Genomic DNA, 18,814 nt, shown 5'->3' with positions numbered 1-18,814 from the left:
CCGGGCCAAGGCCCCGCGCCGGCGCCCCTGCGCTACTGCGTCCCAGCGGTGGCTTCGCCGATCAGCTTGTTGATGGTCGCTTGGTCGGCCTCGACCGGCTTGACCTCATCGCCTTCCTTCACCAGCTCCTGGCCGGCGACGATGATGCGCGCATCGACCGGGATCCCGCCAAGCACGAGACCGGTCGGCGTGTCGTCGACGAGGTCGATCGGGAAGAACGCCACTTTGTTGTCCTTGCCGACGGCGCGGATGCCCAGATCGCCCTTGTCGCCGAGCGTCACCACCGAACGGGGCAGCAGGACAGCATCGGTCGGCAATGCGCTGAGCTGGATTTCCGCCGTCATGCCGGCCGGCACCGAGCCATCGCCATTGGGGATGGCGACCTCGATACGGAAGGTGCGGGTCGCCGACGACGCGTCGCGGCTGATGTAGCGCACGGTGCCTTCGACGGTCTGGCCGCTGACCAGCCGCACATTGGCCTTGTCGCCAAGCTTGAGATAGCCGAGGTCGCGCTCGCTGATCTCGCCACGCGCGATCACCGGATCGAGCTTGAGGATGGTCGCCACCTCGCCGCCCTGCATGACGGAGCTGCCGAGTTCCACCGGCACCCGGTCGATGACACCGTCGAACGGCGCTTTCACTTCGTTTCGGTCAAGCTCGGCCTGCGCGGTATCCAGCTGCGACTGCGCCAAGGTCAGATTGGAGCGGGCGGTGTCAAGCTGCAACTTGGGCAGATTGCCTGATTTCATCAGCCGCAGCGACGCGTCCAGTTCTGCCTGGCGCTGAGCCACGAGTTGCTTGGCATTGTCGACCATCGAGATCTTTTCCTCGGCCGCCAGCATCAGCACCAGATCACCGGTCTTGACGTGATCGCCTTGCTTGACCGGCAGCTTGTCGATGACGCCGGCGACGCGGGTGGCAAGCACGGCGCGCTTGTCGGCCTCGGTCAGCCCGGAAATGCGGATGGCGCGCGCATAGGTCTTGCGCGGTGGCGTCACCACGGCAACCGTGCGCAGCGGCGTCTTCGGTTCGGCTTCCGCCGTCTTCGGCTTGCTCGCATCCGGCGCCTTGCCCTGCTCGACTTCGGCCGCCTTGGCCCTGTTGGCCGCTACGCTGCCGACCGATGAGAATTCGCCTGTCCCCATCCACGCCGCGAAACCAATGAGCACAACAATGGCTGCAAGCTTGTGAAACCTGATTTTAGGCATCGTCATTTTTCCACTGCGGGTTCGGCCAGCACCGCGCCTTCATGACGCGGGCGCGTCGCCGATATGGGTGCGCGCCTGACCGTGTTCAATTTGCCGTGATAGGCGAGCGTGCTTCTACATCAAAGTTGCACTGCAATATAGTCCGAAAGTTGCAGCAGCATTGCGTAGCCGGGCAAGGTGTGGCCGCCGCGAAACTGTTCTCGACTTGCTAAAATACCGGTTCAGCGGACTTGCAGCCGGCTGATGATCTGCCCTCCCAAGACCAGTCCCGAACGACCGATCCGTCATTGCCGACAAGCAACGCGATGCTCGTCGAAATACCGGCGTCATCACCCACCGGACTATTTACCCTTGATGCGGATTTTGACCGACTGGCCAGATCACTTTCGGTCAACGAAGGACATCAAGCTCCAGCGACGTGTCGCCTGACCAATACATTGGAATTGCTCGGAAAATGTCACGATGTGCCAATCAGGCGGAGATTGCCCGAGGCCGGTTCGTTGATATTGAACCCGGCGTCGGGAGCGTCGGCACCCCACGGCACTGGAGCGTCTGAGATCGGGGTGGCCCCCGGTTCGCGAGGTGACGCGAACACGGTGCGGCTGCGGAAGCTCAGGCCATTTTCCGTGTCAATTCGCAGGACTGGTGTCGATCGTTCCGCTCACGATTTTCCAGCCACACTGTCCGACCGCGCTCGGCATCGTGGGAATGTTGGTGGCAGCAGGCGTCAGCATGATGAAGCTTCCTCCACACGCGAAGGTTGTCGCCTTGCCGGATCGCCCCACCCGCTATTCCGATTTCCGGAAGACCTCGCTGATGGTCTTGATCGATCCGGAGATAGCCGGGCAGCGGCTGACCAGATCGGCTATTGCTCCTTCGGCGCCGGCGGGTTCAGGCCCGGCGGCGCTCCGCTTCTGGGTTCTTGCGTGCGGCGAGGAACTCCTTGACCCGGCGGCCCGGTGCGGGACCGCGCACCGGTTTGTAGCCGTCATCGAGTTCACCGGAGAGATCGAGCGTCGGCCGCTTACCGACCGCGTCGTAATTCTCGTCCAGCCAGTCGCTGGCGGCGGTGCGGCCGAGATCTCTGAGATAGGTCAGGAACGCCCATTCAGCATTGACCTTCGACGATGCCGACAGGTCCTTGAACGCCTCGTCGGCATCGATGCGGTGCATGCGGATGTCGCGGTACTCGCCATGCGGCAGCCGGCCGGCGGCGATCAGTTCCTTGACGAAGGCGATCGAGCGGAATTCGCGCAGCAGCCCGGCATTGAAGGTGATTTCGTCGATGCGATTCTGTATCTCGTTGGCGCTCCTGGGCGTTCCCTCGCGCACCACCGGATTGATCTGCACCAGCAGCACATCCTCGGTCGCCGCCGTCTTGAAAAACGGGAACAGCGCCGGGTTGCCGCCATAGCCGCCATCCCAATAGGGCACGCCCTTGATCTCGACGGCGCGGAACAATTGCGGCAGGCAGGCCGAGGCCATCACCGTGTCGAGGTCGATCTCGCCATCGGAAAACACCCGCAACTGTCCGGTCTCGACATTGGTGGCGGAGATGAACAGCTCCATCGACTTGCAGGCACGGACATTTTTGAAGTCGATCTCCTGCTGCACCACGTCGCGCAGCGGATTGAGGCCGAGCGGGTTGGCGACATAGGGCGAAAACACCCGCGACATGGTGTCGAAGACGACGTAGCCCGGCGTGTTCTCGATCGACCAATTGCCCCAGGCGACATCCCACGGCATGCGCTGCACCGGACTGAACCGGCCTTTCGCCGCCACGGCGCGCCAGAAATCGTCGAGCTTCTTGCGCGCGCCCTCGACCCCACCGCGCACATATCCGTCGGCCAGCGCCACCGCGTTCATGGCGCCGGCGCTGGTGCCGGACACTGCTGCGATCTCCAGCCTGCCATCCTCCAGCAGGCGATCCAGAACGCCCCAGGAGAAGGCGCCATGCGAGCCGCCGCCCTGAAGCGCGATGTTGATCTTCTTCTTTTCCTCCGCCTTGCCGTTCTTCGTCATGGCGTTCCTGTCATGCTGATGCGCCAGCCTGCCCCAACGTCATTGAAGGAAGCAGTCATTGGCGGCCTATGTTGCAGTGCAGCATATAAGGACGAACCAAGGCAAGAACACGAACACGGTCGCGTGATCACATGAAATTTCGGTCATACGAAAAAGGCCTCTCCACCCAATGCGGAGAGGCCTCAGATCTTTAGAAACAGAAATGAACTTCAGGCAACCAGGTCCGGCACCGGACCAACATAGTGCGATTGCGGCCGGATCAGCCGCCCCGTCGTCTGCTGCTCGCGCGCATGGGCAATCCAGCCGGAAACGCGCCCGGCGGCGAAGACATTGCTGAAAGCCTGTGGCGGAAAACCCGCCGCTTCCAGCACCAGCGCGGTGTAGAATTCGACATTGGTCTGCAGCGCGCGCTGCGGCTTGGCGATCCGCAGCACCTCGAGCGCCGTCTGCTCGACCTTTTCGGCGAAGGCCAGCCGGCGGCCGGTCTCGCCCTCGCCGCCCAGCTGTCGCACCACCGCCTTCAGCACATCGGCGCGCGGATCGCGCACACGGTAGATGCGATGGCCGAACCCCATGATCCGCCTGCCCTGCGCGATCTCGTTGCGCAGCCAGCCGGCCGCATCGCCATGCGCCTTGATCGCGTCAAGCATCTCGATCACCGGGCCGGGTGCGCCGCCATGCAGCGGCCCCTTGAGCGCGCCGAGTCCGGCCAGCACCGACGAGGTCAGGCCGGCCAATGTCGAAGCGACGACGCGCGTGGCGAATGTCGAGGCGTTGAGGCCGTGGTCGCAGACCGTCACCAGATAGGTGTCGAGTGCTTTTGCCAATGCCGGCGACGGGACGGAACCCCTCAGCATCCGCAACATGTCGGCGGCATGACCGGCCTTGCCGTCCGGCGCGATCGGCTGCTCGCTGCGCTGCAGGCGCAGCAGCGCCGGCGTCAGCACCGCCGGCGCCGCGATCAGCCGCAAAGCGTCCGTCAGCGTCTCGCCATCCGGCAGCAGCGCCATACCGGCGCGCATGGCGCTGTAGATTTCAAGCGGCGCCAGCAAGGACAGCGAAGGTTGGAGCCGGTCGAACACCTCGACACGCGCCTCGCCCAGTCTCACCGCCAGTTCGGCATCGCCAGGCAGATCCTCGAAGAAGCCATCCAGCAACAGGCGAACAACCTGCGGATAGGTCCATCGGCCGGCCAGTTCCGGCAACGAATGACCGCGGATCGTCAGGCGGCCGCCCAGACCATCCACGTCGGACAGCACGGTTTCCGCCGCCACCACATCATCGAGCCCATTCGCCATAGCCTTGTCTCCTTGAAGCTTTTCCGGATCGGAGATAAGGCTGGGCAACACAAGCATCAATCTTGATCAATAGAATCAATATCAGAGCCAAAGATGTCTGAATGGTTGTCACGGGAAGAAGCGCTGGAGAGGCTCAAGGTGCGGCCACAGACGCTCTATGCCTATGTCAGCCGCGGCCGCATCGGCATGCGTCCGGATGAGGCCGACCCGCGCCGCAGCCAGTATCGCGCCGACGACATCGCGGCGCTGGCAACACGCCGGGCGCGCGGACGCAGCCCCTCGGCCATCGCCGAAAGTGCCATTGCCTGGGGCGAGCCGTCGATCGCAACGGCGATTTCCACAGTCTGGCACGGTCGCCTCATCTACCGAGGGCAGGACGCCGTTTCGCTCTCCAAATCGGCGACTCTGGAGGAAACCGCCACTGTGCTGTGGAGCCTGGCTGAACCGGTGGCTTTCAAGGCGCCGTCGTCGCAGACACCTCATCCAGTCGGCCGCGCCTCGGCCTTTGCACAGCTTGCCTTGCTTGCCAGTCAGGGGAGGCCTTCTCTTGGACGCAGCGCCGCCTCGCTGTGCACCGAGGCCGCGCAAACGGTGGGAGCGCTGGCTCAGTCGCTGGGCGCCGCAGCCGGCAAAGAGCCCGTCCATCTGCGGCTGGCGCGAGGCTGGTCGGTGGATGATGCCGGCGCGGAAGCCATACGGTGCGCCCTTGTCCTGCTTGCCGATCATGAACTCAACGCATCGACCTTCGCTGCCCGCGTTGCGGCCTCGACCGGAGCCTCGCCTGCCGCATGCCTGCTGGCGGGCCTGGCAACGCTGTCCGGCCCGCGCCATGGCGGCGCCGGCGAGGCTGTGATGCAGCTCGCCGAGGATGCCGCAAGACACGGCGCCGATGCAGCGATCCGGCGCTGGCTCGGCCACGACCGGCCATTGCCGGCATTCGGCCATCCGCTCTATCCCGACGGGGATCCCCGTGCCACCGCACTTTTGGCCGCTATCCCCGTCGACGAGACACTGCAGCAGTTGGAAAAGGCCGCAATTGCCATGACCGGCACGCGGCCGAATATCGACTTCGCCCTGGCTGCGCTGACACGCAGTCTCGGCTTGCCGCGCGATGCGCCGTTCCATCTGTTCGCGCTGGGACGCAGCGTCGGCTGGGCCGCGCACATGGTCGAACAGATCGTCAGCGGCAGCATCATCCGGCCACGCGGCCGCTATGAGGGACTATTGCCCTGACGGCGTGCGAAGTCGTCAGGCGGAGTTGGCATTGGTCCCGAACCGCGCCCGATAGGCGGCGGGCGTGGTGGCGAATTGCCGGCGGAAGTGATGCCGCAACGTCGCCGTCGCGCCAAAGCCGGCCGTCTCGGCAATGCGCTCGATCGGCAGGCTCGTGTCTTCCAGCAGCATGCGCGCCCGCGAAAGCCGCTCCGAAAGCAGCCAGCGGGCCGGCGTGACACCGGTCGCGGCGGCGAAGCGGCGCAGAAATGTTCGCTCGCTCATTCCAGCCAGGCCGGCCAAAGTGGCAACAGAATAGTCGGCGGCGATGTCAGCGCGCATTCTGTCGATCAGCGGCCCGAGCCGGCTGCGTTCGTGCGGCTCCGGAACGGAACTCTCGACATACTGCGCCTGGCCGCCATCCCGATGCGGCGGCACGACCAGGCGGCGTGCCACCATGTTGGCCGCCTTGGTGCCGAAGTCGCGCCGGACCAAGTGCAGGCACAGATCGATGCCGGCCGCGCTGCCGGCCGATGTCAGCACATTTCCCTCATCGATGTACAAGACGTCAGGAACCACGGTGATGTCCGGGTACATCTCCCTCAGCCGCTCGCTGTAGCGCCAATGCGTGGTTGCCTTCTTGCCTGACAGCAGCCCGGCCGCGGCAAGCACGAAGACGCCCGAGCAGATGGACAGGATGCGCGCGCCCCGCTCATTGGCCTTGCGAAGCGCTTCGATCAGCAAGGGCGGCACTGGACACTCCACACCGCGCCATCCCGGCACGATCACCGTGCCGGACTCGCCGATCAGGTCAGGTCCGCCGTCGGCGACGATGCGTACACCGCCCATTGCGCGCATTTCGCCGGCGTCGATGCCGGCGACTGCGAAACGGTACCAATCCGCACCCATCTCCGGCCTGGGCAAGGCGAACATCTCGGCCGCCACGCCGAACTCGAACGTACACAGCCCGTCATAGGCGACAGCAACGACAAGCCGATTGGGAGGGAGCGGTTTGGCAGGCGGCATATTTGGCATGATCTTGACGATATATGGCAAAGCTGCCAGCTGCAATCGCCTGGCTCGGTGCGCTACCTCAGCTCCATCAAAAGTGATGGAGACCAGCCCCATCAGAGATGGAGACCCATAATGAGCTATGTGACAGACATTCCGGCGGCAGCATCGGAAATCGCCCGGGACCATTTCCTGCACCGGCTTTCCGTCGAGACCGACTGTTCCGACGTCGCCGCGACCCTGCGCGCCGGCGAGCCGGACTTTGTGCTTCTGCATGTGGTCGGTTCGCCTGATGCCTATGAGCGCCGCCATGTACCCGGCGCGCTGCATCTGCCGCACCGTGAGATATCGGCCGAGCGGATGGCAGAATGGCCGGCAGGCACGCTGTTCGTGGTCTATTGCGCCGGCCCGCATTGCAATGGCGCGGACCGGGCGGCGTTCAAGCTGGCCAGCCTCGGCCTGCCGGTCAAGATCATGATCGGCGGCATAACAGGCTGGCAGGACGAAGAGCTGCCTTTCGCCTCAGGCAAGGAGCCTGGTGCTCTGCGGGCGTGATCCGAACGCGTAGCCGTGCCTTACCGGCTCACGACATCGTGTCGAGCTTGCGCTGCATCGCCGCGATCTGGTCCTTCAACTGCTGCAGATCGTCGGACTTCTCCGGCGGCGCATCCTTCCTGGCCGGTTCGGCGGGAGCCGCGGCCGGCGCCGAGCCTGTGGGGGGGAAAGGCGTGAACAGCCGCATCGCGTTCTGGAACATTTCCATGTTGCGGCGTGTCTGTTCTTCCAGCGCCTTGATCGGCGTCGCAATTTTCATGACGTCCAGCGGCGACTTGCCGATTGCGCCCTTCATCTGCTCGCGAAACCGCTCCTGCTCCTTGGAGAAAGCGATCATCGACTGTTCGAGGAAGCTCGGCACGATCATCTGCATCTGGTCGCCGTAGAAGGCGATCAGCTGGCGCAGGAACGGGATCGGCAGCATGTTCTGCCCATCCTTGTTCTCCAATTCGAAAATGATCTGGGTCAGCACCGGATGCGTGATGTCGTCACCGGTCTTGGCGTCCTGGACGGTGAACTCCTCGCCTTTCTTGACCATCTCGGCCAGATCCTCGAGCGTCACATAGGTGCTCGTCCCCGTATTATAGAGGCGGCGATTGGCGTATTTCTTGATAATGATCGGATCGTCTTTTGCGGCCATCTGCATCCTCCCCGGACACCGGCGCGCCTGAGTAAGCAGCCGGTAACGATTGCGCCCTTTTCGAGGATATGCGCAAAAGCCTCATAATTCCAAGCAGTTTGTGCAGTGCGGGATCACATAATGCTGCATAGCAGGCAAAATATGCTGCGCAGCAGCGGCCAGCCTGCCGGCACGGCGACGCGTGACCTGCTTGGCGCGCATGGGCGCCATGCCGATTTCCGGTTTGACTTGGGGTTGGGAAAGGGCAAGAAAAGTCCTCAACGACAGAACAACACCTTGAAGTCTGGAGAAGAAAATGTCCGATTCCATCGTCATTGCCAGCGCCGCGCGCACGGCCGTCGGCTCCTTCAACGGCGCTTTTGCCGCCACCCCGGCTCATGAACTCGGCGCCGTCGTCATCAGGGAGCTTTTGTCGCGCGCCGGTGTCGAGGCCGCCGAGGTCGACGAGGTCATCCTCGGCCAGGTGCTGACCGCGGCTCAAGGGCAGAACCCGGCCCGCCAAGCCTCGATCATTGCCGGCCTGCCCAAGGAAACCACCGCTTGGGGTCTCAACCAGGTTTGCGGCTCGGGCCTGCGCGCCATTGCGCTCGGCATGCAGCAGATCGCCACTGGCGACGCCAAGGTGATCATCGCCGGCGGCCAGGAATCGATGTCGCTGTCGCCGCACGCCGAGCATCTGCGCGCCGGCGTCAAGATGGGCGACTACAAGATGATCGACACCATGATCAAGGACGGGCTGTGGGATGCCTTCAACGGCTACCACATGGGCAACACCGCCGAGAACGTCGCCCGCCAGTTCCAGATCACCCGCGACGACCAGGACCAGTTCGCGCTGGCCTCGCAAAACAAGGCCGAGGCCGCGCAGAAGGCAGGCAAGTTCAAGGACGAGATCGTCGCCTTCACCATCAAGGGCAGGAAGGGCGACACGGTCGTCGACCAGGACGAATACATCCGTCATGGCGCCACACTGGACGCCATGACCAAGCTGAAGCCGGCCTTCGACAAGGATGGCACGGTGACCGCCGCCAACGCTTCCGGCATCAATGATGGTGCTGCCGGCGCGCTGCTGATGAGCGAAGCCGAAGCCGCAAGGCGCGGCATCACCCCGCTGGCGCGCATCGCGTCCTGGGCAACCGCCGGCGTCGATCCAGCGATCATGGGCACCGGACCCATTCCGGCCTCGCGCAAGGCTTTGGAAAAGGCCGGCTGGTCGGTCGGCGATCTCGACCTTGTCGAAGCCAACGAAGCCTTTGCCGCCCAAGCCTGCGCCGTCAACAAGGACATGGGCTGGGATCCTTCGATCGTCAACGTCAATGGCGGCGCCATCGCCATCGGCCACCCGATCGGCGCCTCGGGCGCCCGCATCTTCAACACGCTGGTCTACGAGATGCGCCGGCGTGGCGCCAAGAAGGGCCTTGCCACGCTCTGCATCGGCGGCGGGATGGGCGTCGCGCTCTGCGTGGAAGCGCTCTGACAAAAACTGAAGATGGGCGGCGCGAGCCGCCCGTTTCCTATCCAGTGCCTGCTAAGCCCGACAACAGGGCGATTTCAAAAAGGGGAAATGCATGACCAAGGTTGCAATCGTCACGGGTGGATCGCGCGGCATCGGCGCGGCGATCTCGATAGCTTTGAAGAACGCCGGCTACTCGGTTGCCGCCAACTATGCCGGCAACGACGAGGCGGCGGCGAAGTTCAAGGCCGAAACCGGCATTCCGGTCTACAAATGGTCGGTCGCCGACTATGACGCTTGCGCTGCCGGCATCAAACAGGTCGAGGCCGACCTCGGCCCGGTCTCTGTGCTGGTCAACAATGCCGGCATCACCCGCGATGCCATGTTCCACAAGATCACCCGCGACCAGTGGAAAGAGGTCATCGACACCAATCTGTCCGGCGTTTTCAACATGACGCATCCGCTGTGGAACGGCATGCGCGAGCGCAAGTTCGGCCGCGTCGTTACCATCTCCTCGATCAACGGCCAGAAGGGCCAGGCCGGCCAGGTCAATTATTCCGCCGCCAAGGCCGGCGATATCGGCTTCTCGAAGGCGCTTGCGCAAGAGGGTGCTCGCGCGGGCATCACCGTCAACGTTATCTGCCCCGGCTACATCGCCACGGAGATGGTCAAGGCGATCGACGAGAAGGTGCTCAACGAACGGATCATCCCGCAGATCCCGGTCGGCCGCCTCGGCGAGCCGGAAGAGATCGCGCGTTGCGTCGTCTTCCTCGCTTCCGAAGATGCCGGCTTCATCACCGGCTCGACCATCACGGCCAATGGCGGCCAGTACTTCGCCTGAGACGTCCAGCGGCTTCAACCCGTGACGAACGGACCGGGAAACCGGTCCGTTTCCAATTGACGCCCAGGAGCCAAAACGCCTCACCGCGGCGCGATGACCCAATCCGGCACGCAAAGGTTAATGGCGACAGCGGCGTCTGTGCGAACCCTGTGGCCAAGCCTGTGGATTGTCGGTGGATAAGCTGTTCACAACACAAGATATTGAGGGAACAAAACGGGAAAATAGCTTCGGCGCTGCTTTGTCGCCGATTCGTTCCGGCTTTGAGCAGAAGTTAACGTTAATGGCCCGGAATCCGCTGTAGCTGCTTAACGCTCAGTTCAGAAAGATTAACAATTTCATAATCTTGAGCGGCGGACGCCGGGTCGCTGCCCTCGTTGCCCGGCAAAGGTTAAGGGCAGAGATCGCCCAGCATAAAACGGGCCAGTTCGACGATTCAGCATGTGGTGAGACTCATGGTCACAAAATCCATATGTAGCCGTGAACAAAAGCTGAATCTGAGCGAGTCGCCGATTCGTCGCTGATTCGTTCCAGACTCGTTCCATCAGTTAAGCAGCAGCCAATTTAGCGCCAGACAGAGTTGCCCTTCGAGCCGCCGGTGGAACATTCCGCTTTCGCTTCGCGCCCGAAATCCCTATGTGTCGCCTGTCATACGCGCCAGTTGAGGCACGCTCCCGACAACCAGAGGCCTGAAAGCCCATATTTCCGAGCCGATGAACATCCAGCCCAAACACACCGAGCCGCTGATCCTGTCGGGCCGCGACGTGACCGCCGTGCTTGGGCCGACCAACACCGGCAAGACCCATCTCGCCATCGAGCGCATGGTGGCGCATGAGACCGGCATCATCGGCCTGCCGCTCCGGTTGCTGGCCCGGGAGGTCTACACCCGCGTCTGCGAAAAGGTCGGTGCCCACAAGGTGGCGCTGATCACCGGCGAAGAGAAGATCCAGCCGCCAGGCGCCAAATATTCGGTCTGCACCGTCGAAGCCATGCCGCGCGAGACCGACGCGGCCTTCGTCGCCATCGACGAGGTGCAGCTCGCCGGCGACCTCGAGCGCGGCCACATCTTCACCGACCGCATCCTGCATCTGCGCGGCCGCCAGGAAACGCTGCTGCTGGGTGCAGCCACCATGCACGGCATCCTGCAGCGCCTGCTGAAGGGCGTCTCGGTGGTGACGCGGCCGCGGCTGTCGCACCTGGCCTATGCCGGTTCGAAGAAACTAACCCGCCTGCCGCGGCGCACCGCGATCGTCGCCTTCTCCGCCGACGAGGTATATGCCATCGCCGAGCTGATCCGCCGCCAGCAGGGCGGCGCCGCCGTCGTGCTCGGGGCGCTCTCGCCGCGCACCCGCAACGCCCAGGTGGCGCTGTTCCAGTCGGGCGATGTCGACTATCTCGTCGCCACCGACGCCATCGGCATGGGCCTCAACCTCGATCTCGACCATGTCGCCTTCGCCCAGAACCGCAAATTCGACGGCTACCAGTATCGCAATCTGACGGCGGCCGAGCTTGGCCAGATCGCCGGCCGCGCTGGCCGGCATCTGCGCGACGGCACCTTCGGCGTCACCGGTCAGGTCGACCCGCTCGACGAAGACCTGGTCAAGAAGATCGAGAGCCATGATTTCGATCCGGTGAAGGTGCTGCAGTGGCGCACCGCGCATTTCGACTTCGCCAGCCTCGATGCGCTGAAGCGCTCGATCGAGACCAACGCACCGGTCGAGGGCCTGACGCGCGCGCTGCCGGCGGTCGACGCACAGGCGCTCGAATATCTCTCCCGCGACGGCGACATCCGCGCTCTCGCCACCGATGCCAAGCGCGTGGCGCTGCTTTGGGAAGCCTGTGCTCTGCCTGACTACAGGAAGATCGCGCCGGCCCAGCATGCCGACCTCATCGCCTCGATCTACATGGATCTTGCCCGCCACGGCCATGTCGACGAAAACTACATGGCCGAGCAGGTGCGCCGCGCCGACACCACCGAGGGCGACATCGACACGCTGTCGCACCGCATCGCCCAGATCCGCACCTGGACATTCGTGTCGAACCGGCCCGGCTGGCTGGCCGATCAGGCACACTGGCAGGAAAAGACGCGCGAAATCGAAGACAGATTGTCGGATGCGCTGCATGAGCGGTTGACGAAACGCTTCGTAGACCGCAGGACTTCCGTCCTCATGCGGCGCCTTAGAGAAAATACCATGCCTGAAGCCGAAATTAGTCCTACCGGAACCGTCCTTGTCGAAGGCCATCATGTCGGCGAGTTGCAAGGGTTCCGCTTCACCGCCGACCAGACCGCCGGCGGCGAAGACGCCAAGGCCGTGCGAACGGCCGCGCAAAAGGCGCTGGCCGCCGAATTCGAGGCGCGTGCCGAACGTTTTGGCGCCTGCGCCAACGGCGACCTGGCGCTCGGCTCGGACGGCACGCTGCGCTGGATCGGTGCGCCGATCGGCACGCTGGTCTCCGGCGAAGACGCGCTGAAGCCGCGCCTGGTGTTGCTGGCCGACGAACAACTGACCGGCCCGGCGCGCGACAAGGTCGCCGCGCGTGCCGAACGGTTCGTCAATTTCCAGATCGAGTCGCTGCTGAAGCCGCTGGTCGACCTGAAGAACGCCGACCAGATTTCCGGTATCGGTCGAGGCATAGCCTTCCAGCTGGTCGAGAATTTCGGCCTCATCAACCGCCGCGACATCGCCGAGGAGATGAAGTCGCTCGACCAGGAAGGCCGCGCGGCACTGCGCCGGCTCGGCGTGCGCTTCGGCGCCTACCATGTCTTCGTGCCGGCGCTGATCAAGCCGGCGCCTGCCGGGCTGGTGACCTTGCTGTGGGCGCTGAAGAACGACGGCAAGGACAAGCCTGGTTTCGGCGACGTGGTCCACGCGCTGGCGTCGGGCCGCACCTCGGTAGTGATCGATCCGGCCTTCGACAAGGCCTTCTACAAGCTTGCCGGCTACCGCAATCTCGGCCGCCGCGCCGTGCGCATCGACATATTGGAACGGCTGGCGGACCTCATCCGTCCGGCGACCAACTGGAAGCCCGGCCTCGGCCAGCGTCCGGACGGCGCCTATGATGGCCACTCCTTCATGGTGACGCCGCCGATGATGTCGATCCTCGGCGCCACCGCCGACGACATGGAAGAGATCCTGAAAGGTCTCGGCTACCGCGCCGAGCCGAAGCCGGCGACCGAAGTCAAGGCTCGGCTCGAGGCGCAGGACACTGCCGCACGCGAAGCCGCTGCAGCAAAGCTTGCGGCGGAAGAAGCCGCACGCGCCGAGCAGGCCAAGGCGGCGGAAGCCGCGGCAACGGATGCAGCCGCCGAAGCGGCGGTCGAGGGTTCGGAGCCGGCTGTTGCCGAGACCGCCATCGAAGCGCCGGCCGAAGCCATCGCGGAAGTGGCGGCGGAGCCCGTCGCGGAGGAGCAACCGGAAACTCCGGCCGAAGCCGTGGAAGAGCCCGCTACAGAGGCCGCTGTTGCCGAAGTGGCTGCTGCCGAGCCAGAGGCGGAAGCCATTGCTGACGTCAGTGTCGCTGAGGGCGCCGACGCCCTAACCTCCCCCTCGATGGGGGAGGTCGCGGCGCGAAGCGACGCGGGTGGGGGTGATGGCGCCAACGATTCAGGCAGTGCTGACGGTACCGCCGCTCCCCCCACCCCGGCGCTGCGCGCCGACCCTCCCCACGAGGGGGAGGGTGAAGTGGCCGAAGCGCCCAAACCGATCCTGCTGTGGCGCCAGGGTCGTTTCGAACAGCGCCCCCGTCATCACGAAGGTCGCAACAACCGCCAGCGCAACGGACAAGCGCGCGGCCGAAACAATGCCCCCACCGATGCCGCCGGCGCACAGGCCACGGCTGCTCCCGGAGAACGTCCCGAGGGACGACGCGATGGCGCCGGCAAGCCGCGCTTCGATCGTTCGAAGTTCAAGCCCAAGCCGCAAGGTGAAGGCGAACAGCGCCGCGACGGCCGCCCGCAAGGCGAACGTCCCGAGCGCCGCGAAGGCCGTCCCGACTGGAAGGGTGGCCGGCCCGAGGGCAAGGGTGGTCCCGATCGCGGCAAGGGCGGCGCAAAGCCGGCCTTCCAATCAAAGCCGCGCGAGGAACGTCCAGTGCGCTTCGACCCGGATTCGCCCTTCGCCAAGCTTGCCGCCTTGCGCGACCAGCTGAAGAAGTAGGCTCGGTGTGGTTCGATGGTTGCTGAAGGCCGCCAGCGCATCGACAAATGGCTGTTCTTCTCGCGCGCGGTGAAATCGCGCTCGCTGGCGGCGAAGCTGGTTGTCGCCGGGCGGGTGCGCATCAATCGCGACAAAGCAGCGCAGGCCTCCGATCTGGTCAAGCCGGGCGACGTGCTGACCATCACGCTCGACCGCCGCATTTTCGTCTGGAAGGTGCTCGGCGCCGGGGTCAGGCGCGGCCCGGCTGAGGAAGCCCGCACCCTCTATGAGGACATGTCGCCCCCGCCGACGCCGAAGGGCGAGGTGCTTCCCGATGCCATCCCGGCGCTGCGCGAGGCCGGCAGCGGCCGCCCGACCAAAAGAGAGCGCCGGCAGACCGACCGTTTGCTTGGCGAAGAGTGAGACCTGCCGGCTCTAAAGTGAGCCGATCTCAGGCCAACGGCGGACGCGCGACGGAACGGAACCCGGCAAACAAGCCGCTCCACGCGACATCGCACGCCCTTGTCGCGCCTGCGGCCTGGAATGCCATTCCTGAAACGCCGAAGCCGACGGGCATCGCCACCCTTGCAAGCGATGGGCAAAGGCGTTACCTCACGGAAAAAGCCCAAGAAAACTGGCCCATTAAGCTGGGACATCCCGGAGCCGACCGATGACCTATGTCGTGACCGACAATTGCATCAAGTGCAAATACATGGACTGCATCGAGGTCTGTCCGGTCGACTGTTTCTACGAAGGCGAAAACATGCTCGTCATCCATCCCGACGAGTGCATCGACTGCGGCGTCTGCGAGCCCGAATGCCCCGCCGACGCGATCAAGCCCGACACCGAGCCCGGTCTCGACAAATGGCTGCAGATCAACACCGAATATGCCGAGAAATGGCCCAACATCACCGCCAAGAAGGAACCGCCGGCCGACGCCAAGACGTTCGACGGCGAGGCCGGCAAGTTCGAGAAATACTTCTCGGCCGAGCCCGGCGAAGGCGATTGACAATACAGCCGTAAAGGCTTGTATGACGCAGCGTAACGGGCACACTGGATTAACCGCCTTGACAGGCGGCGATTGGTTGTGGCCTTCGCTTATGCAGCAAAACCTTGATTCTTCCGACTTTTTGTGTTACATCAGCCAAACATGCCGGTGACACAACGTCGATTTATGGCGCAGACGCCCCAAATCACTGAAAGGTGAAAATCCCATTCCGGACCAGAGCGATCTGGGCCAGGCGGTCGCAGTTCGTGCGGTTTGCCGGTCCCGGCCTTTCCGGTGGGTTCATCTGTTGTGCGGCTAACGATCGGTTTCCCCGGTCGCACGAGTTCAGCCGGCACCGCCGCCGGCCCACAACAAGGAGTTCAGGGCGTAATGGCAACGATCACCCCACAGAAGAAGTCCACTGGTGCGCGTCATGGTTTCAAGACCGGCGAATACATTGTCTACCCGGCGCATGGCGTCGGCCAGATCGTGTCGATCGACGAGCAGGAAGTGGCCGGCCATAAGCTGGAACTGTTCGTCATCGACTTCCAGAAGGACAAGATGCGCCTGAAGGTGCCGGTCGCCAAGGCGACCTCCATCGGCATGCGCAAGCTGTCGGAAGAGGACTATGTCGAGCGTGCGCTGAAGGTCGTGCAGGGCCGCGCCCGTGTCAAGCGCACCATGTGGTCGCGCCGTGCCCAGGAATATGATGCCAAGATCAATTCCGGCGACCTGATCTCGATCTCGGAAGTCGTGCGCGACCTCTATCGCGCCGACAACCAGCCGGAGCAGTCCTATTCCGAGCGTCAGCTTTACGAGGCGGCACTCGACCGCATGGCCCGCGAGATCGCGGCCGTCAACCGCATGTCGGAAACCGAAGCCGTGCGCCTGATCGAGGTCAACCTCAACAAGGGCCCTAAGCGCGGCGCCAAGGCCGACAATGAGGAAGCCGAGCAGGAAGAAGCTGCCTGATCTTTTGAGCCTATAAGTTCACGAAAAACCCGGCCTCGCGCCGGGTTTTTTGTGTCTCAGACAAGGTAAGGGCCGCCTACGCCTGGCCGCCACCCTCCTTCTCCGCCTCCTGCTTCAGCGTCGCGATGAACCGCTTCGTCCGTTCACGCTCCGGATTGCCGAACAGCACGGCGGATGACCCCTTCTCGACGATGACGCCGGCATCGAGGAACACCGCTTCCTGCGCGATCTTGGAGGCAAGCCGCAAATCATGCGTCGCCATCACCATGGTCGTGCCTTCGCTGGCAAGCTTGCCGAGCACGTCGACCACCTCTTGCGCCAGTTCCGGGTCGAGCGCCGAAGTCGGCTCATCGCAGAGCAGCACCTTTGGCGACGGCGCCAAGGCGCGGGCGATCGCCACGCGCTGCTGCTGGCCGCCCGATAGTGTGGCCGGCCAGGCATCGGCCTTGTGCGCCATCCCGACCTTTTCCAGCAGAGCGAGCGCCCGCTCGCGCGCCTTCTCCGTCGGCCATTTCAGCACCGTCACCAGCCCTTCCATGACATTCTCGATCGCGGTGCGGTGCGGGAACAACTGGAAGTTCTGGAACACCATGCCAGTCTGCAGGCGCAGCCGCCTGATGTCGGAGGCCGGCACCTTGACGCCCGGACGAAACTCAAGCGTCTCGTCGCCGATCCGCACCGTGCCCGAGGTCGGGATTTCCAAGAGGTTGATGCAGCGCAACAGCGTGCTTTTGCCGCCACCGGAGGGGCCAACCAGCGCGGTGACGCTGCCTTCGGCGATGGCGACGGTCACGCCCTTCAGCACCAGATTGTCGCCGAAGCGCTTCTCGATATCGGTGAGCCCAATCATGCGCGTGCCTCCAGGAAGCCGCCATAGCGGTTGAGCCTGTCCTCCAGCCGCGTCTGCAAGGCCGACAGCACCGAGCTCATCGCCAGATAGAGGATCGCCGCCTCGACATAGAGGATCAGCGGCTCATAGGAGGTGGCGACGATACGCTGCGCCGCCTGGAACATTTCCGGCACGGTGATGGCGGCGGCCAGCGATGTGTCCTTGACCAGCGAAATGAAGGTGTTGGAGAGCGGCGGCACCGCGACGCGTCCGGCTTGCGGCAGGATGGTACGCCTCATCGCCTGGCTCCAGGTCATGCCGATCGAATAGGCCGCTTCCCACTGGCCCTTCGGCACCGAGCCGATGGCCGCGCGGATGATCTCCGACGTGTAGGCGCCGATGTTGAGCGTGAAGCCGATCAACGCCGCCGTGAAGGCGTCGAGCAGAATGCCGACCGACGGCAGGCCGTAAAAGATCAGGAACAGCTGCACCAAAAGCGGCGTGCCGCGGAAGATCCAGACATAGAAGCGCACGACCGCGACAAGCGGCTTCGGCCCGAACAGCCGGCCGAGCGCTGCGCCCAGTCCGACGGTCAGCCCGAAAACGAACGACAACAGCGTCAACGGCACGGTGAAGATCAGCGCGGCCCAGAGCAGCGAAGGCAGCGACTCCAGCATCAGTTGCAGCCAGTGCGACACGAAAGACCCTCCAGGATGGTCGAGACGGCATCATTGAAACGCGAACGCGGGCGCCATACCACGACAAAAGCGGCGAGCCGTCAAAAGACGCTCGCCGCTGAGTGTTTGCGGGACCGTGGCCGGCCCACTCGAAAAGTTACTTCGAAACGTCCTGGCCGAAATAGGTATCGGCGATCTTCTTGTAGGTGCCGTCGGCCTTGATATCGGCCAGTGCCTTGTTGATGGCCGCGACCAGCTCGGGATCGCCCTTGCGCACGATAACGCCGGAATAGTCGGCGTTTTCCTCTTGCGCGGCGATCTTCACATTGGCGTCGGGCTTGTGCTTCTTGAAGTCGAGGAACGACAGGCTGTCATTGATCGTGGCGTCGGCGCGGCCGGTGAGCAGCAGCTGGATCGACTGATCGAAGCCGTCGGTGCCGACGAGTTCCGCGCCGTTCGTCTCGGCCAGCTTGCCGAAGTTGGAGGTCAGCGACTGCGCTGCCTTCTTGCCCTTGAGATCGGCGAAAGTCTTGATGTCGGTGTTGTCGCCGCGCACGATCAGCACCGCCTTGGAGGCGATGTAGGGATCAGAGAAAGCATACTTGGCCTTGCGGGCGTCGGTGATGCCAACTTCGTTGATGACAGCGTCATAACGGCTGACGTCGAGGCCGGCGATCAGACCGTCCCACTTGCCTTCGAGGAACTCGACCTTGACGCCGAGCTTGTCGCCGATTGCCTTGGCGATTTCGACGTCGAAGCCGACCAGGGCGCCGGAAGCGTCATGATAGGTGAAGGGTGCGTAGGTGCCCTCGGTGCCGACCTTGAGGGTCCCGGCCTGCTTGATCTGGTCGAGATTGGCGCCAGCGTGGCCAGCGGTGACCGCCAGGGCCTGCAGCGTTCCGGCGACGATAAGCGACTTGAGCCATTTCATTTTTTTGTGATCCCGTCCTTGGCCTGATGTCAGGCTTGTTGTGAGGA

The 18,814-nt window shown here is 64.0% G+C and carries 18 protein-coding genes; 9 read left to right on the top strand and 9 right to left on the bottom strand.

All coding sequences use genetic code 11. The features are described 5' to 3' along the window. Positions 1-32 precede the first annotated feature (32 nt). The 3 genes from AC04SF_RS20875 to AC04SF_RS20865 form a co-directional block, all read right to left on the bottom strand. Complete coding sequence (locus AC04SF_RS20875) at positions 33-1,208, bottom strand: efflux RND transporter periplasmic adaptor subunit (protein WP_488479336.1); 1,176 nt, start codon at positions 1,206-1,208, stop codon at positions 33-35. Between the two features lie 891 nt (positions 1,209-2,099). Beyond that, positions 2,100-3,230: a patatin-like phospholipase family protein gene (locus AC04SF_RS20870; protein ID WP_488479335.1), complete on the bottom strand. Its 1,131-nt coding sequence runs from the start codon at positions 3,228-3,230 to the stop codon at positions 2,100-2,102. Between the two features lie 209 nt (positions 3,231-3,439). Next, on the bottom strand, positions 3,440-4,528 hold the full coding sequence (locus tag AC04SF_RS20865) for a citrate synthase/methylcitrate synthase (RefSeq protein WP_488479334.1): 1,089 nt from the start codon (positions 4,526-4,528) through the stop codon (positions 3,440-3,442). 93 nt (positions 4,529-4,621) lie between these two features. Between AC04SF_RS20865 and AC04SF_RS20860 the strand changes: the two genes are divergently transcribed. Then, the gene (locus AC04SF_RS20860; protein ID WP_488479333.1) at positions 4,622-5,761 is read left to right on the top strand and encodes a citrate/2-methylcitrate synthase; all 1,140 of its coding nucleotides are present in this window, start codon (positions 4,622-4,624) and stop codon (positions 5,759-5,761) included. Positions 5,762-5,776: 15 nt separating this feature from the next. Here AC04SF_RS20860 and ftrA read toward each other — a convergent pair whose 3' ends face one another. Next, positions 5,777-6,775 carry a transcriptional regulator FtrA gene (gene ftrA, locus AC04SF_RS20855; RefSeq protein ID WP_488479332.1) on the bottom strand — a complete coding sequence of 333 codons (999 nt, stop codon included), beginning with the start codon at positions 6,773-6,775 and terminating at the stop codon, positions 5,777-5,779. 108 nt (positions 6,776-6,883) lie between these two features. On the opposite strand from ftrA, the gene AC04SF_RS20850 reads away from it, so the two are divergent. Beyond that, positions 6,884-7,306, top strand: coding sequence for a rhodanese-like domain-containing protein (locus tag AC04SF_RS20850; RefSeq protein WP_488479460.1), 423 nt, complete (start codon positions 6,884-6,886; stop codon positions 7,304-7,306). 28 nt (positions 7,307-7,334) lie between these two features. Here AC04SF_RS20850 and phaR read toward each other — a convergent pair whose 3' ends face one another. Next, entirely contained in the window at positions 7,335-7,946 is a 612-nt protein-coding gene (gene phaR / locus AC04SF_RS20845) for a polyhydroxyalkanoate synthesis repressor PhaR (RefSeq protein WP_488479331.1), read from the bottom strand. An 81-nt stretch (positions 7,947-8,027) separates the two neighbouring features. Beyond that, positions 8,028-8,255 (bottom strand): hypothetical protein, encoded by a 228-nt coding sequence (locus AC04SF_RS20840; protein ID WP_202352391.1) that lies wholly within the window; start codon positions 8,253-8,255, stop codon positions 8,028-8,030. On the opposite strand from AC04SF_RS20840, the gene AC04SF_RS20835 reads away from it, so the two are divergent. The 7 genes from AC04SF_RS20835 (at position 8,242) to AC04SF_RS20805 (ending at position 16,330) form a co-directional block, all read left to right on the top strand. After that, positions 8,242-9,420, top strand: a complete 1,179-nt coding sequence (locus AC04SF_RS20835) for an acetyl-CoA C-acetyltransferase (protein WP_488479330.1) — start codon at positions 8,242-8,244, stop codon at positions 9,418-9,420. The two genes, AC04SF_RS20840 and AC04SF_RS20835, sit on opposite strands and share 14 nt — an antisense overlap. 91 nt (positions 9,421-9,511) lie before the next feature. Then, positions 9,512-10,237, top strand: a complete 726-nt coding sequence (gene phbB / locus AC04SF_RS20830; protein WP_488479329.1) for an acetoacetyl-CoA reductase — start codon at positions 9,512-9,514, stop codon at positions 10,235-10,237. A 172-nt stretch (positions 10,238-10,409) separates the two neighbouring features. Continuing rightward, positions 10,410-10,538 carry a hypothetical protein gene (locus tag AC04SF_RS20825; protein ID WP_488479328.1) on the top strand — a complete coding sequence of 43 codons (129 nt, stop codon included), beginning with the start codon at positions 10,410-10,412 and terminating at the stop codon, positions 10,536-10,538. 409 nt (positions 10,539-10,947) lie between these two features. Then, positions 10,948-14,391, top strand: a complete 3,444-nt coding sequence (locus AC04SF_RS20820; protein WP_488479327.1) for a helicase-related protein — start codon at positions 10,948-10,950, stop codon at positions 14,389-14,391. A gap of 15 nt (positions 14,392-14,406) precedes the next feature. Further along, the gene (locus AC04SF_RS20815; protein WP_096451148.1) at positions 14,407-14,793 is read left to right on the top strand and encodes an RNA-binding S4 domain-containing protein; all 387 of its coding nucleotides are present in this window, start codon (positions 14,407-14,409) and stop codon (positions 14,791-14,793) included. A gap of 247 nt (positions 14,794-15,040) precedes the next feature. After that, positions 15,041-15,379, top strand: coding sequence for a ferredoxin FdxA (gene fdxA, locus AC04SF_RS20810; protein WP_008873823.1), 339 nt, complete (start codon positions 15,041-15,043; stop codon positions 15,377-15,379). A 369-nt stretch (positions 15,380-15,748) separates the two neighbouring features. After that, the gene (locus tag AC04SF_RS20805; RefSeq protein ID WP_010911999.1) at positions 15,749-16,330 is read left to right on the top strand and encodes a CarD family transcriptional regulator; all 582 of its coding nucleotides are present in this window, start codon (positions 15,749-15,751) and stop codon (positions 16,328-16,330) included. 76 nt (positions 16,331-16,406) lie between these two features. Here the strand turns inward: AC04SF_RS20805 and AC04SF_RS20800 are convergent, their stop codons facing one another. From AC04SF_RS20800 to AC04SF_RS20790, 3 genes are all read right to left on the bottom strand, one after another. Continuing rightward, the gene (locus AC04SF_RS20800) at positions 16,407-17,180 is read right to left on the bottom strand and encodes an amino acid ABC transporter ATP-binding protein (RefSeq protein WP_488479326.1); all 774 of its coding nucleotides are present in this window, start codon (positions 17,178-17,180) and stop codon (positions 16,407-16,409) included. Beyond that, positions 17,177-17,857, bottom strand: coding sequence for an amino acid ABC transporter permease (locus AC04SF_RS20795; RefSeq protein WP_488479325.1), 681 nt, complete (start codon positions 17,855-17,857; stop codon positions 17,177-17,179). Before AC04SF_RS20795 ends, AC04SF_RS20800 begins: the two co-directional genes overlap by 4 nt. A gap of 136 nt (positions 17,858-17,993) precedes the next feature. Then, the gene (locus tag AC04SF_RS20790; protein WP_488479324.1) at positions 17,994-18,767 is read right to left on the bottom strand and encodes an amino acid ABC transporter substrate-binding protein; all 774 of its coding nucleotides are present in this window, start codon (positions 18,765-18,767) and stop codon (positions 17,994-17,996) included. Positions 18,768-18,814 lie beyond the last annotated feature (47 nt).

The organism is Mesorhizobium sp. CNPSo 4671, assembly GCF_057784245.1.
The sequence above is the reverse complement of the archived record's forward strand: the minus strand, read 5'-3'. Positions and strand labels throughout refer to the sequence as shown.